The following is a 12597-nucleotide window of genomic DNA, read 5'->3' on the forward strand; positions in this document are numbered from 1 at the left end:
GCCGGCGCTGATAACGGGGACGTCATCAATTGCTCCGGCTGATCCCTATATGGGCGCAGCGATTTGTGAGAGCAAGGGGGGTGGCCGAAATATTGACCGTTTCGGTCCAATTACTCTGACAGGCAGCCGAGGATTGCGGCGGGCCGGCAAACCGCAGGGCAAAAAAAGAGGGCCACCGGATCACTCCAGGGCCCTTATAATTATGAAGGTTAAAAACAACCTCCAGAGGGGAACAGCTGCTGCGGTGGAACTGGGAGGAAAGCCACCATATGCATCAGCTGAGTGCGATATGATGGTTTTTTGGGCAAGCGGCAACGCTTTTTTGCGCAGGACTGCCATGCACGTTCTGCACAGCTTACTCTAGTCACTGAGTCGTGTATGAAATCGCTGCGAGAATCCCGGTGCCCATTCTGAGCGAAACGTCTTCGACAGCGATCAGAAATTCCAGTTACGCGCCTTGGCGACGATAAAATCGCGGAAGACCTTCAGCTTGGCAGCGTTCTTCATTTCATCCGGGTAGCAGAAGTAAGTGTCGAATGAAGGGATGTCGGCGCTCAGCGTCAGCTGGATCAACCCAGGGTCGCGGCCGACGATATAGTCGGGCAGGCAAGCGATGCCGATGCCAAGCAGGCAGGCTCGTTTGATGGAGGTCTGGCTGTTGATCTGCAGATGCGGCGTGCGGGTGTTGTCCGAAGAACGGCCGGCGGATTCGAGCCAGTTGACGTCGAGAAGGTAATTCGGGGCAGGCTCGCCGAAGGAGATGATGCGGTGGGTGTCGAGATCCTCGACCGACTGCGGTTCGCCATAGCGGTTGATATAGGACGGGGCTGCATAGACGTGCATGTGCACGGTGAACAGCTTGCGCTGGATCAGGTCCGACTGCTGCGGCTGGCGAAGGCGGATGGCGCAGTCCGCATGGCGCATGTTGACGTCGACTTCCTCGTTATCGAGGATGAGCTGGATCGACATTTCCGGATAAAGCTGCAGGAACTCCTGCACCTTGTCGGTGAGCCAGCCCTGGCCAAGGCCGACCGTCGTCGTGACGCGCAGCTTGCCCGACGGCTTTTCCGTCGTCTCGGTCAGCTGCATCTTCACGGTTTCGAGCTTCAGAAGCACGTCATGCGCGGTGCGATAAAGAAGCTCGCCCTGTTCGGTAAGGATGAGGCCGCGGGCGTGGCGGTGGAACAGTTTGACGCCGACGTCCTGTTCCAGCGCGCTGACCTGCCGGCTGATTGCCGACTGGGACAGATGCAGCTTGTCTGCCGCATGGGTGAAGGATCCCGCCTCCGCCGCAGCGTGGAAGATGCGCAACTTGTCCCAGTCGAGAGGTACGCCCATGCTTACTCCGCAGCAATGGCAACCGGCTGAATGCCGGCGAGGTAACGTTCGGCTTCGAGCGCTGCCATGCAGCCCATGCCGGCGGCGGTGATCGCCTGTCGGAAGGTGTCGTCGGTGACATCGCCCGCGGCAAACACACCGGGAACGTCGGTCATCGTGGAATCAGGCGCCGTCCAGAGATAGCCGCCGTTCTTCATCTTCAGCTTGTCCCTGAAGAGCTCGGTCGCCGGCGCATGGCCAATCGCCACGAACACGCCGTCGATCGGCTGATCGGAGATCGTGCCGGTCCTGGTATCACGCAGGCGCACACCCTCGACCGATGGCGGCAGTGGCGCGCGGGCCGGCTTGCCGGTGACCTCGGCGATTTCGGTGTTCCACATGACCTTGACGTTGGGGCGCTGGAACAGGCGCTCGGACAGGATCTTTTCCGAACGGAACGAGTCACGCCGGTGGACGACCGTCACGGTCTTGGCGATATTGGAGAGATAGAGCGCTTCCTCGACTGCGGAGTTGCCGCCGCCGACCACGATCACATCCTTGTTGCGATAGAAGAAGCCGTCGCATGTGGCGCAGGCGGAAACGCCAAAACCCTGGAACTGCTGCTCGCTTTCGATGCCGAGCCATTTGGCCTTCGCACCGGTGGCGATGATGATCGTATCGGCGGTCCAGACGGTGCCGGAATCGGTGCGGACCGTGAAGGGGCGATGGTTCATCTCGACCTCGGTCACGAGATCGTTGACGATCTCGGTGCCCACATGGACCGCCTGCTGCAGCATCTGTTCCATCAGCCAGGGACCCTGGATCGGATCGGCAAAGCCCGGATAGTTTTCAACGTCGGTGGTGATCATCAGCTGACCACCCTGTTCCATGCCTGCAATCAAGACCGGCTTCAGCATCGCACGCGCTGCGTACACCGCAGCTGTATAGCCGGCGGGGCCGGAACCGATGATCAGAACCTCTGTATGACGGGCGGACATGATGACGTTTCCTTTCCAAGACCGTGTCGGGCGCCTGGCGCCGCTTCCTCATATAGGAAGCCATTATTCGGTCTGCCGCTTTTGACACGTCATGTAAGGGCCATCCATGCAACATTGCAAGGGCAGCCTTGCGATAACAACAAGACAGTTGGAACCGCCCGGCAGAAACGGCAGGTCAACTGCGATTGGATGTGTCTCCAGGTGCACCTCGGTTGACAACAACTGGACCGGCGCGCGAAATTTTCTTGCGTCGGAACGATGTTATTGTATGTCTTCGCGACACCGAGATGGATACCCGGGAGCCTGCGTGCTCCCGTCAAATTTGAAGGCAGGCACTACACATGGTCGTGAAAGTCGAACTCGATACCATCGACCTGAAGATCCTTCGCGAATTGCAGAAGGACGGACGCATGACCAATGTCGAGCTGTCCGAACGGGTCGGCATATCGGCGCCGCCCTGTCTGCGGCGCGTTCGCAAGCTGGAAGAGAACGGCATCATCAAGGGTTATCGCGCCATGCTGCAGGCGTCGCTGCTCGGATACGATCTTGTCGCCTTCTGCATGGTGGGACTGAAGCAGCAGTCGGACAGCAAGCTGAAGGCCTTCGCGGCGGATATGGAAACGCGGACCTTGGTGCGTCAGGCCTGGATGGTCTCCGGCGAGACCGATTTCCTGCTGCAATGCGTGGCCGAGAACCTCACCGTCTTCCAGGATTTCGTCATCGAGGATCTGACCGCGGTCGACAATGTCGATACGGTTCGCACCATGCTGACGATCCGGCAGGTCAAGGACGCACCGGTCGTGCAGATCTAGGATCGTTGAGATCGAGGTCCTCCGAGGGGCAGGGAGCAGGAACCAGAGCATGTCCAGCCACGACATCGAGCTTGTGATCACCTGGGTTGATGGTTCGGACCCGGAGCATCGCGCGAAGCGCCTGCAATACGATGACGTTGCGTCGAGCTCGCACGCGGTGGCGTCCAGCCCGACGCGGTTTGCCGATAACGGCGAGATCTACTATCTCATCGCCTCCGTGCTGAAATACGCGCCGTTCATCACCAAAATTCACATCGTCACGGACGGGCAGAAGCCGGAATTCGTCGACAGTTTTGCGCAGGCGGGTTTCTGCACGGAAGATTTCATCGCCATCGTTGATCACAAGGTGGTTTTCGACGGGCTTCCGGCCGTGCTGCCGACGTTCAATTCGCTGTCGATCGAGGCTGCGGTCTGGAATATTCCGGGACTTTGCGAGAATTTCGTCTACAGCAACGACGACTTCTTTCTGAACGCTCCGACATCTGCCTCCGCGTTCTTTCGCGACGGCAAGCCGATGATTTACGGGCGCGTGAAAAGCGGATTGCGATCCCGCCTCAAGCAGTGCCTGCGGTGGTTCAAGCGGCAGCGGGCGGAAGCGTCCAACGCTGTTCCGAGCTTTACCGTCGCGCAGGAGAAGGGGGCAGAGCTGGCGGGTGCGAAGAACCGGTTTCTGCAGGTCGGCCATTACTTTCACGCGGTCAGACGCTCAACGCTTGCCGATTACTATGCAGCGCATCCCGACGTGCTTCGCCAGCAGCTCTCCCATCGCTTTCGCAACATCGCCCAGCATTCGCCGGTTGCGCTTGCCAATCATCTCGAGATGGAGCGCTTTGGCGCGACCCCGTTACCCGAACACCGCACGGCCTATATCAAGCCGCGGCAGAAGCGGGCGGCCGCACCTGTGCTCGCCATGATCGAACAGGGCAGCGCCCCGTTCGGATGTATCCAGAGCCAGGACGAACTCAGCATCAAGCTTCGCCAGGCGCTGACTGACGTGATGATAACGAAATTTCACACCCATCTGCCGCACCGGCTTATCGAACACCTGCGGGCGGCAGGCTGACGAGGTTACCGGTGTAGACAGGACTGCCGAGGTTACGGCAGGAAGACTTGGAGAACGTGCGTGGTACGCAAGAAGAGTAAGCTTGAGGCACTGTTGTCCTTCAACCGCTACCGCAAGCGCTGGGGAGCTGCGAAATACGCCAAGCTCGACCAGGATTACGCGGGCATGAAGCAGCGGTTGATCGAGGATTCGGACCGCGAGCACCGGTCGGGCAAGCAGAAGTCGCTCGACGATCACATGGCGAACCTGAGACTGGAGTTCAAAGGCCAGCCGGAACTGCTGTTCTATCATGCACAGCTTATCGTCCTGATGCGGCGCGAATATAATGTCCGGGAGACGTACCAGCAGTTCAAGACGCTGTGGCAGAATGAAGCGCCGTTCCTCACCGCGCATCTCGATCTGCGTTGGCTGATCTCCGCGAGCGACAGCATCGCCGATCTCGACGAGGACCTGACGGCAAGGGCGATCGCCATGATCGGCTCGTCGCTTGCCAACACGATCAAGGTTTACGAGACCGACCGCTTCATCCATGGCGGGGACGAGCGTCCTGTCTCACAAGATGCGATCGAACAGACGCAAGGTGCGCCGATGCACAGGTTCAACGGGATGTATCTGTTCAAGGTGGGGACCGACGACACGCTGCGAAACATGCGCTGGCGGCTCGATCCGTTTTTCAAACAGGGGATTGCCGGCGAGATCGCGAAGGCGATCTACGACCGCCTGCAGGAGAACGACACGGCATTCAGCCGGTTACGAGCGCTCCACCACCGCGATCGCAGCGGGTGGTGGTAGCAGGCGCTTAAGCTGTCCCGGTTCAGGATGGCTCGCCATTCTTCGCTCGCTGCTTTTTGCGCTGCTTGACCAGCCTGTCCTTCTTGGACCTGATCCGCAGACCTCTGGCGAGATTGTAGATGACGCGAAGCGGCATGGTGATCGTGATCAGCTTGCCGAGGTTGCGGTTGCTGTTTTCCAGCCGTTCGGAAAGGACCTGGATCGCCGCGAACACGAAGTTGCTGTTGTCGATATCGGGGAAGTGGCGCGACAGGGCCTTGTAGGGATTGAAGGCTGTTCTTCCTGCCATTTCGAGCTTGTCGCTGTTGGCGAGGAGTTGCAGCACCGACTGTTCGAACGTCCAGTCGTGGATGTGGAACATCTGCCACTTGCGGCTGCGGCGTCCCGAAAAACCGCAAAGCACGACCTTGGCCTGCGGCACCTTCTCGCAGAGCCAGACCGAAAGGGCGAAGCCTGAACTGGCGGTGTGATCGAGCGGATAGAAATCTTCGAGGTAGCTGCAAAGGTCGATGGCACCTGCTGCGACGCCGCCGAACTCGGCCGGTTCCGTCACCTGTTCCATCGTGGCGGCGCGCATGCTCATGACGCCGGTAAAGCCGGGGCCCGGCAGCAGGGCCAGCACCTTGTCGAGAGCGTTGTCGTAGATCAGTTCGGACCCGACGCGGCTGGTGCGTGCCACCAGCAGCGAATTGCGCGTGAACGGCGCTTTCAGCACCTTGCTGACGTAGTTGAAAAAGACGAACAGCGTCGTTTCCGGATAGGCGGCGTGGATCTCGTTGAAGTTCTGCTCGTCACTGTTGGCGACAAGGACGATGTGGGAATAGCCGGCGAAAAACTGCTGCCAGTCTCCCTCGCTCAAAAGTCCGCTCGTCGTCGGTCTGTGCTGCGCCATCCCGGCAGAAAGTTCCGTCATTCGAAGCGTCCTCCATGCAGATGCGGGCAGAGCCGGACCGGTTGCGTGGCACCGAATGCCTCTGAAGTTTTCATGGTCTAGTCTCTAAAAGCGTTTCGTAGATTTCCGCCAGACTGTTGGCTTCCTTTTCGATAGCGAAGGCGACGCGAACATGCTCGCGACCGCTCCAGCCCTGCTGGCGGGCCAGTGCAGGGTTTTCGAAATAGGTGCGCAGCGCATCGCGAAGCGCCGTGTAATCGCCGGCCGGAACAACCGATCCGGTCTCGCCCTCGACGATCATTTCGGAATAGGCGCCGGCATCGCTTGCAACGACTGCGGTTCCCGATGCCATCGCCTCGAGCGGCGTCAGTCCGAAGCCTTCATTGCGGGACGGTGCCACATACAGAGACAGCCGACGGTACCAAGGCTTGATGTCGTCCACTTCGCCCATGAACAGGATGCGATCTGTCAGACCGCTCATGGCGACATCGGCTTTCAACGCATCGCCGAAAACCTTGTTGTCCGGCGTGACACGTCCGCAGACGACGCCCGTCCATTCGGGATAGGACGGCAACAGTTCGATCAGGGCGCGCACGAAAAGGTCTGTGCCCTTCTGATGCCGAACGCGCCCGAAGCAGCCGATCAGATGCTTGCCGAAACCATCTGCCGGGGAGGAAGGGTCGGATGGGCCGGAGGGACGGAAGAGATCGAGATCGACGCCGTGGTGCACCACCTTATAGGGCACTTTCAGGTATGAACCCGATCGTGCAGACGTCGCGACGACCGCATCCATCTTGCTGATCAGAAAACCCGTCCATGCGGAATGGGTTCGTTGCGCGGCGGAGGTGAACAAGAGCTTCAACGGCATCCGCAGCACATCGCGCATGAAGAGGCCGGGCAGCATCTCGATATTGCGGCGGGCATGCCAGACACGGGCGCGCCGCCCTGATGGCGGTGACCACAGCGCGGCAAGGTCGGCATAGCGGATGTGGGGAAGGTGGGAGGGCAGGCCAGGTCCCAAGACCGCGATCTTCTGACCCTTTGCCCATTGCACCGGAATCAGCTGGACGATCGTGGACGTCACGCCGGAGAGCCGCTTCTTGAAGTTCGGCGCGATCACTTCGATATCGGATATATCGACCACGGAGCCGGGAGCGATACCGCTGCCCATCTCCGTGGCGACTTCGCCAGACGTTTCCACGAGCGATCAGCCCCAGGAGATGGCGAGGATCTCGTAGGCCTTGGAGCCGCCAGGGGCGACGACTTCGATGCTGTCACCCTTCTCCTTGCCGATCATGGCACGGGCGATGGGTGAAGAGATCGAGATGCGGCCAGCCTTCACGTCGGCTTCCTGATCGCCGACGATCTGATAGGTCTTTTCCTCTTCGGTATCTTCATCGATCAGCTTGACGGTTGCGCCGAACTTGATCGTGGAACCGGACATCTTGGAGAGGTCGATCACTTCGGCGCGGGCCGTGAAATCTTCCAGCTCGCCGATGCGGCCTTCATTGTGGCTCTGGGCTTCCTTGGCCGCGTGGTATTCGGCGTTTTCCGAAAGGTCACCATGGGCGCGCGCTTCCGCAATCGCTTCGATGATGCGGGGACGCTCCTCCTGCTGGCGCCAGCGCAGTTCTTCCTGCAACTGGGTAAACCCCTTCGGCGTCATCGGTACCTTTTCAACCATTTTCTTGTCCTTAAGGCGCATGTCCGCGGATGCCGCGGACACAAAAAGAAACAGGTTCCGGAGCGGTAACTTCGGAACCATCTGCAGCATCTGAATTTAGGGCATCATAACAGAATTTCGACTGCTCCCGCTAGGAAAATCGAAATGGTGTCAGATGCGCCAGCTGGAGTTGAATGAATCAAACGTCCCTCGATTTGTCAACGGGTTGACGCAGTCATAAAGAACATATAGAGAACGCACTAATGAAGAAGTCGCTGAAAGAACGGTTGGCGATCCTGTCGGACGCTGCCAAGTACGACGCCTCCTGCGCCTCCAGCGGGACATCGAAGAGAGATTCGTCGGTATCCGGCGGATTGGGTTCGACCGAGGGGTCCGGCATCTGCCATGCCTATGCCCCGGATGGTCGCTGCATCTCCCTTCTGAAAATCCTTATGACGAATTTCTGCATCTACGATTGTGCCTATTGCATCAATCGTTCCTCCAGCAATGTCGAGCGCGCCCGGTTCACGCCTGAAGAGGTTATCTGGCTGACGCTGGAATTCTATCGGCGCAATTATATCGAGGGTCTGTTCCTGTCGTCGGGCATTATCCGCTCGTCCGATCACACGATGGGCGACATGGTACGGATCGCGCGGGAATTGCGGACCGTTCATAATTTTCGCGGCTACATCCATTTGAAGACGATCCCGGAAGCGTCGCAGCAGCTGATCGAGGAGGCGGGGCTTTATGCCGACCGTCTGTCGATCAACATCGAACTGCCGACCGATGCCGGGATCAGCCAGTTTGCGCCGGAAAAGCGGCCCGCCAATATTCGTCGCTCGATGGGCGATCTGCGCCTGAAGATCGAGGAAATGCGCGATCCGACGCTGCAGACCAAGCGTCGCAAGCGGTTCGCGCCTGCCGGCCAGAGCACGCAGATGATCGTCGGGGCAGACGGCGCCAACGACGCGACCATTCTTGGGACGAGCGCCAGACTTTATGGCAGCTACAGCCTGAAACGCGTCTATTACTCCGCCTTCAGTCCGATCCCGGACTCGTCGAAGACACTGCCGCTGATCAAGCCGCCGTTGATGCGCGAGCATCGGCTCTATCAGGCTGACTGGCTTTACCGGTTCTACGGGTTCGAGATCGGCGAGATTACGGCGTCCACGGAAAACGGCATGCTGGATCTGGACCTTGATCCGAAGCTTGCATGGGCGCTCGGCAACCGCGACAAGTTTCCGGTCGATGTGAACAGGGCGGACAAGGAGACGCTGCTGCGGGTGCCGGGTTTCGGGACCAAGACCGTCGGAGCGATCCTTTCGTCGCGGCGGTTTCGCAAGCTGCGTCTGGAGGATTTAAAGCGGCTGAGCGTGTCTCTGAAGAAGGTACAGCCCTTTATCACCTGCGAAGGGTGGACACCGCGCAAGCTTGCCGACCGGGCCGATCTGCGATCCATGTTCCAGCCAAAGCCGGAGCAGCTGTCGCTTCTATGATGTACCGAGTCTTGTTGCGGGGGAGAGGCGATCTGACCGAGTGGCGCGATGCTGCGCGTGCCTATCTGGCGGCCGGCATCGCACCTGATCGCGTCGAGTGGCGCACGATGGACGACACGGACGGATTGTTCGGGCTGGACGGCAACCAGTTGCCTGCGCCTGTCGACAAGCCGGTGACGCAGGGTGTTCCTCCAGCCTTTCTGAAGCTTGCCGCCTCGGTCATCTGCCATTCCGATCCGACGCGGTTCTCGCTTCTCTACCGGATGCTGTTTCGCATGGCGCACGGGCGCAATTTTCTGGGTATGGCGACCGATCCGGATGTGGTGGCGGCAAACCGGATGTCGAAGTCGATCGGCCGCGACTATCACAAGATGACCGCCTTCGTCCGTTTCAAGGAAATTCCACTGCCGGAGGGTGTTGCCGGACGCCGGCGCTTTGTGTCCTGGTTCGAGCCTGATCATTTTATCATCGACCGTGTGGCCCCGTTTTTCCAGCGTCGTTTCAACGACATGGACTGGCTGATCGTGACGCCCAAGGGTTCGGCGTCCTGGGATGGCGAGACCCTGCGGACCAGCGATGAGCCCGCCGAAAAGCCAGACCTTCGCGACGACACGGACGATCTGTGGCGGACGTACTATGCCAATATCTTCAACCCCGCGCGGCTGAAGGTGAAGATGATGATGTCGGAAATGCCGAAGAAGTACTGGAAGAACCTGCCCGAGGCAGAGCTTATTCCGGGCATGATCGCCAGCGCCGAGGCAAGTGTGATCGAGATGGGACGCAAGGCGGCGAGCGAACCCCTGGCGTTCCACCATCGCATCCAGGAAGCCGCAGCACGGGTGCCAATGCCAGAAGGGCCGACCGCCGGTACAATCGAGGCCTTGCGGGAGGAAGCACGTCGCTGCACCCGCTGCGCCCTCCATTGCATGGCGACCCAGACGGTTTTCGGCGAGGGGCCTGTCAATGCCAAGGTGATGATCGTCGGCGAGCAGCCGGGCGATCAGGAGGATCTGGCCGGGCGCACCTTCGTCGGGCCGGCGGGCAAAGTGTTCAACGAGGCGGTGAGCGCGGCCGGGATCGACCGGACGCAATTCTACATCACCAATGCGGTGAAGCATTTCAAATACGAGCCACGCGGCAAGCGGCGCATTCACCAGAAGCCAAATATGGGCGAGGTGCAGCAGTGTCGCTGGTGGCTCGTCCAAGAACTCGATCTGGTGCAGCCGAAGCTGGTCGTCGCGATGGGTGCGACCGCGCTGTTTTCACTCACCGAGATGCGCCACAAGCTGGAGGACGTCCGGGGCAGGCCGATTGCCATGCAGAACGGTCGGACGCTGTTTGTCACCGTGCATCCGTCCTACCTGCTTCGCATTCCCGATCTGGGGCGAAAGGCGGAGGAGGTGGCGCGGTTCAAAGAGGATATCGTGGCGATCGGACGCCTGGCTTCGTAAGCGAAGCATCAAGTTCATTGGTAGGCCCAGGTTTCAATTGACTTCGTCTTGAAATGAAAGCTGTATTCGGCGGGGTCTCTCAAGACTATAGCTGGGGAATATGTCGAATACAGACGTTGCGGCCACACCGCCATTCAAGACGCAACCTTTCGGATCCACGCTTCGGTGCGAATATTCGCTGATGGAGGCGGTCGGGTATATCATTCTCTGGGTGATCATCAGTGTGTTGACACTTGGGATCGGTGCGTTCTTCGCCGTTTACTACTTCTACAAGAGCATCATCAACAAGACCTACCTGATCGGCCGGGACGGCCAGCGGATCGCGCGGCTCGAATGCGAACTCAATCTGGCGGAGATGATCGGTCACATCCTGATCTGGATCCTGATCTCCATCGTGACGCTTGGGATCGGTCTCGTGTTCTACGTCTTCCGCACGCTGCGCCTCTGCTTCAACAAAACGAGGCTCGTCTATATCTGAGCGCGCTCAGTGTCCCGAGCCGATCGCGCTTTCGTCGATATGGGCGCGGGCGTAGATCGTGCGGGCGGTCGCTGCGAGGATAAGCAGGAGCAGTGAGGCGAGGAGGCAGCAGCAGGCAAAACCCGTCGAGAAGGATTGCCGGGCGGCCTCCAGCCAGACCGGACCTTCGCCTGCCTGCAGAGCGGTGCCACTGAGCCCGCGTGCCGTCTCGACGGCGCCGCCAATGGTCGCCCTGACCGTCGCGGCCTGGGCCGGGTTAAGGCCGGTTACATCGGCGCCATCCATCAGAATGCGGTAAACCAAAGTGCCGAAGCTGCCGAGAAGGGCGACGCCGAGAGCGCCGCCGAATTCGGCGCTGGTTTCCGAAATCGCCGAGGCCGACCCGGAGCGTTCTGGCGGCGCGGTGCCAACGATCAGGCCGGTTGTCGTCAGAACGACCGGCACGAAGCCGATGGCGATGATCATGGTCGAGCCGAGGACGCCGTAGAGGCTCTCGGAATAGGCAGCGATCGACATGGAGAACATGCCGGCCGCGTTGATGACGAGACCGATGAGGACGGTGTTGACCGGGCCGAACCGGTTGGTGAAACGGTAGGCCTGCAGCGACATTAGGGTAAAGACGATGGATGACGGGATCGACCAGAGGGCGGCTTCGAGCGGCGACAGGCCGAGAACGAACTGCAGGAAGAGGTTCTGGTAGAGAAACACCCCGAAGACGAAGAACATGCCCGCGAGATTGACGAGAAGCGAGGCGGTGAAGGCGGGGATGGCAAACAGTTTGAGGTCGATCAGAGGCTGCGTCAGGCGCTTCTGACGGCGGATGAACAGGTAGCCGAACGCAACGCCGACCGCGATCGGGACCAGATGCTGGCTCTGGAACCCATCTGCCGCCATGTGCTTGAAGCCGTAGATCACCGGCAGCACGGTCGCGAGCGACAGGACGACGCTGAAGAGGTCGAGCTTGGCACTGTCCGGGCTTTTGTATTCTGGCAGGAGGAACGGGGCGACGACCAGAAGCACCAGCATGATCGGAATGTTGATGAGAAACACAGAGCCCCAGTGAAAATACTGCAGAAGAAAGCCGCCGAGGAGCGGACCGATCAATCCGCCCAGTGCGAAGGCTGTGCCCCAGATGCCGATCGCCCGGTTGCGCTCGGCTTCGTTCTTGAAGAGGTTGACGATCAGCGACAGGGTCGAGGGCGCGATCGTCGCACCGGCGATGCCGAGAAGCGCACGGGCGGCGATGAGTTCCTGTGCTGTCGAGGAGAAGGCGGCAAGCGCCGAGGCGATCTCGAAGGCGAATGCGCCGATCAGCAGCACGCGGCGGCGGCCGATCCGGTCTCCGAGCGTGCCCATGGTGACGAGAAAGCCGGCGACCATGAAGCCGTAGATATCGTTGATCCAGAGCAGTTCGGACGCCGACGGATCGAGATCCACAACGATCGCGGGGACGGCGAGAAACAGGATGGACAAGTCCATCGAGTAGATCAGGCAGGCGATCGACAGGACGCAGGCACCGATCCATTCCCGGCGACCGGCAGGCTCGTGGCCCGGATGTTGCGACGGCGTCTGCATCGTTCCTCTCCCAGATATCGGCTTGCGGATTTACCGCACGTCTCAGGATCGGGCAACCGC

General features: G+C 60.0%; 12 protein-coding genes. 6 read left to right on the forward strand and 6 right to left on the reverse strand.

Annotated elements, in window-relative coordinates:
* Positions 1-435: 435 nt before the first annotated feature.
* A complete protein-coding gene (locus tag AC0JZ8_RS11985) occupies positions 436-1338 on the reverse strand; it encodes a LysR family transcriptional regulator VtlR (protein WP_062455858.1) in 903 nt (300 codons plus the stop codon).
* Positions 1339-1340: 2 nt separating this feature from the next.
* Positions 1341-2315, reverse strand: a complete 975-nt coding sequence (trxB, locus tag AC0JZ8_RS11990) for a thioredoxin-disulfide reductase (RefSeq protein ID WP_062455861.1) — start codon at positions 2313-2315, stop codon at positions 1341-1343.
* A gap of 341 nt (positions 2316-2656) precedes the next feature.
* Between trxB and AC0JZ8_RS11995 the strand changes: the two genes are divergently transcribed.
* Genes AC0JZ8_RS11995 through AC0JZ8_RS12005 form a run of 3 tightly spaced genes read left to right on the forward strand, consistent with a single transcriptional unit; the run spans position 2657 to position 4982 of the window.
* A complete protein-coding gene (locus tag AC0JZ8_RS11995; RefSeq protein WP_062455864.1) occupies positions 2657-3127 on the forward strand; it encodes an Lrp/AsnC family transcriptional regulator in 471 nt (156 codons plus the stop codon).
* A 49-nt stretch (positions 3128-3176) separates the two neighbouring features.
* Complete coding sequence (locus AC0JZ8_RS12000; RefSeq protein WP_471892583.1) at positions 3177-4190, forward strand: Stealth CR1 domain-containing protein; 1014 nt, start codon at positions 3177-3179, stop codon at positions 4188-4190.
* Positions 4191-4250: 60 nt separating this feature from the next.
* On the forward strand, positions 4251-4982 hold the full coding sequence (locus AC0JZ8_RS12005) for a hypothetical protein (RefSeq protein ID WP_471892584.1): 732 nt from the start codon (positions 4251-4253) through the stop codon (positions 4980-4982).
* Positions 4983-5004: 22 nt separating this feature from the next.
* On the opposite strand, the gene AC0JZ8_RS12010 is transcribed toward AC0JZ8_RS12005, so the two are convergent.
* The 3 genes from AC0JZ8_RS12010 to greA form a co-directional block, all read right to left on the reverse strand.
* Positions 5005-5895 (reverse strand): 3-deoxy-manno-octulosonate cytidylyltransferase, encoded by an 891-nt coding sequence (locus tag AC0JZ8_RS12010; RefSeq protein WP_184653523.1) that lies wholly within the window; start codon positions 5893-5895, stop codon positions 5005-5007.
* A 70-nt stretch (positions 5896-5965) separates the two neighbouring features.
* Positions 5966-7018: a glycosyltransferase family 4 protein gene (locus AC0JZ8_RS12015; protein WP_209903472.1), complete on the reverse strand. Its 1053-nt coding sequence runs from the start codon at positions 7016-7018 to the stop codon at positions 5966-5968.
* 63 nt (positions 7019-7081) lie between these two features.
* Positions 7082-7558, reverse strand: coding sequence for a transcription elongation factor GreA (greA, locus tag AC0JZ8_RS12020; protein ID WP_062457929.1), 477 nt, complete (start codon positions 7556-7558; stop codon positions 7082-7084).
* A gap of 242 nt (positions 7559-7800) precedes the next feature.
* On the opposite strand from greA, the gene AC0JZ8_RS12025 reads away from it, so the two are divergent.
* From AC0JZ8_RS12025 to AC0JZ8_RS12035, 3 genes are all read left to right on the forward strand, one after another.
* Complete coding sequence (locus AC0JZ8_RS12025) at positions 7801-9033, forward strand: putative DNA modification/repair radical SAM protein (RefSeq protein WP_062455876.1); 1233 nt, start codon at positions 7801-7803, stop codon at positions 9031-9033.
* Positions 9033-10484: a UdgX family uracil-DNA binding protein gene (locus AC0JZ8_RS12030; protein ID WP_471893364.1), complete on the forward strand. Its 1452-nt coding sequence runs from the start codon at positions 9033-9035 to the stop codon at positions 10482-10484. The genes AC0JZ8_RS12025 and AC0JZ8_RS12030 overlap by 1 nt, the downstream gene beginning before the upstream one ends.
* 100 nt (positions 10485-10584) lie before the next feature.
* Complete coding sequence (locus tag AC0JZ8_RS12035; RefSeq protein WP_471892585.1) at positions 10585-10962, forward strand: DUF6693 family protein; 378 nt, start codon at positions 10585-10587, stop codon at positions 10960-10962.
* 6 nt (positions 10963-10968) lie between these two features.
* On the opposite strand, the gene AC0JZ8_RS12040 is transcribed toward AC0JZ8_RS12035, so the two are convergent.
* Positions 10969-12537, reverse strand: a complete 1569-nt coding sequence (locus AC0JZ8_RS12040; protein WP_471892586.1) for an MFS transporter — start codon at positions 12535-12537, stop codon at positions 10969-10971.
* Positions 12538-12597 lie beyond the last annotated feature (60 nt).

The organism is Velazquezella soli, assembly GCF_977018685.1.